Origin of the sequence: Bradyrhizobium agreste (assembly GCF_016031625.1) — a bacterium.
Lineage (GTDB): Bacteria > Pseudomonadota > Alphaproteobacteria > Rhizobiales > Xanthobacteraceae > Bradyrhizobium > Bradyrhizobium agreste.
This window is the reverse complement of the sequence record NZ_JACCHP010000055.1, coordinates 1-2,097: the sequence shown is the minus strand read 5'-3', so window position 1 is coordinate 2,097 and position 2,097 is coordinate 1. Positions and strand designations below refer to the sequence as shown.

1 protein-coding gene is annotated in these 2,097 nt (G+C 66.8%); it reads left to right on the top strand.

Going from position 1 to position 2,097, the window contains the following annotated elements:
- A partial coding sequence (locus tag HZZ13_RS36270) for a condensation domain-containing protein (RefSeq protein ID WP_197964207.1) occupies positions 1-2,097 on the top strand: 2,097 nt, incomplete at both ends.

Below are 2,097 nucleotides of genomic sequence, written 5' to 3'. Positions count from 1 at the left end.
CGCATGCGACGCTGCCTCCAGCCTTGCTTCAGGGAAGCCAGAAGCTGGAAGGCTTGGGATCGCAAGTTCTCATTCTTGCTGGAGAGCTGCCGAAGGCAGAACTCATCCGGAGTCTGGCTCCAGCATCCATTGTCAATGCTTATGGACCTACCGAAGCAACAGTTTGTGCGGCGACCTGGAGTTGCCCCGATGAATTTGATGGGGCCATTGTCCCGATTGGCCGCCCGATTGCGAACACGCGGGTGTATCTGCTTGACGGTCATGGCGCGCCCGTCCCGTTTGGCGCGGTGGGAGAGCTTTACATTGGCGGGGCGGGGGTGGCGCGCGGCTATCTGAACCGGCCGGAGCTGACCGCGGAGCGGTTCATCGCCAGTCCCTTTGTGGACGGCGACCGGCTGTACAAGACCGGCGATCTGGCGCGCTATCTGCCGGACGGCAATCTGGAGTTTTTGGGCCGCAACGACGACCAGGTGAAGATCCGCGGCTTCCGGATCGAGCCGGGGGAGATCGCGGCGCGGCTTTGCGAGCACGCGTTGGTGCGCGAGGCGGTGGTGGTGGCGCACGAGGGCCCCGGCGGCGAGCAGCGTCTTGTCGCCTATGTGGTGTGCGCGCCGGAAGCAGCTTCGAACGGGTTGGATGGAAGCGAGCTTGCCGGCGCCTTGCGCGCGCACCTAAGTGCGCACCTGCCGGAGTACATGGTGCCATCGGCGTTCGTGCGGCTGGCGGCGCTGCCCTTGACGGTGAACGGCAAGCTGGACCGCAAGGCGCTGCCGGCGCCGGACGATGAGGCGTATGCGCATCGCGCCTATGAGGCGCCGCAAGGCGAGATCGAGACGGCGCTGGCCGAGATCTGGGCGGAGCTGCTCGGTGTTGAGCGGGTCGGACGCCACGACGACTTCTTTGCGCTCGGCGGGCACTCACTGCTGGCGGTGCAACTGATCGAGCGGCTGCGGCGGCGGTCGCTGGGGGGTGAGGTGCGTACGCTGTTCGCCAGGCCGGTGCTGGCCGATCTGGCCGCGAGCCTGGGCAGTTATCAGGAGGTGGCGGTCCCGGCCAACCGGATCAGCGAACAGAGTACGGCGATCACGCCAGAGATGCTGCCGCTGATCGAACTGGAGCAGGGCGAGATCGACCGGATCCTCGCCACAGTGCCGGGTGGGGTCGGCAACGTCCAGGACATTTATGGCTTGTCGCCGCTGCAGGACGGCCTCCTGTTCCATCATCTGTTGGCGACAAAGGGCGATCCGTACCTGCTGGTATCGCAGATGGCGTTTGCTGATCGTGGCGTGTTGGACCGCTATCTTGCCGCGGTCCAGCGGGTGGTGGATCGGCACGACATTCTGCGCACCTCGTTCGTCTGGGAGGGCCTGTCGCGCCCGGCCCAGGTGGTGTGGCGGAACGCACCACTGGAGGTGAGCGAGATCGAGCTGGCTGGCTGTGATGGTGCCGGCCTCGATGAGCTCCGCCTGAGGTTTGATCCGCGCCGGCAGCGCATCGATCTTGGCCGGGCGCCGCTGCTGCGGTTTGTGATTGCGCGCGAGCCCGGCAGCGCGCGCTGGCTGGTCTTGCAGCTGCTGCATCATCTGATCGGGGATCACACGACGCTGGAGGTGATGCATGCCGAGGTCAAGACCGTGCTGGAGGGACGCGAGCACGAGCTGACCGAGCCACAGCCGTTCCGCAACCTGGTGGCGCAGGCGCATCTCGGCGGTGATGCCAAGGCGGACGAAGCGTTCTTCCGGGAGCTGCTGGCCGACATCGACGAGCCGACCACGCCGTTCGGCTTGCGCGAGGTGCGTGGCGACGGCAGCGGGATCAGCGAGGCGCAGCGGATGCTGCCGCAGCAGCTGAACGCGCGGCTGCGCAGCCAGGCGCGACGGCTTGGGGTGAGCCTGGCGAGCCTGTGCCATCTGGCCTGGGGTCAGGTGGTGGCGCGCAGCAGCGGCCGCGAGCAGGTGGTGTTCGGCACAGTGCTGTTCGGCCGCATGCATGGGGGTGCGGGTGGCGACCGCGCCATGGGGCTGTTCATCAATACCCTGCCGCTGCGGCTTGATCTTGATGGGACCGCGGTCGAGGCGAGCGTGCGAACAACACATG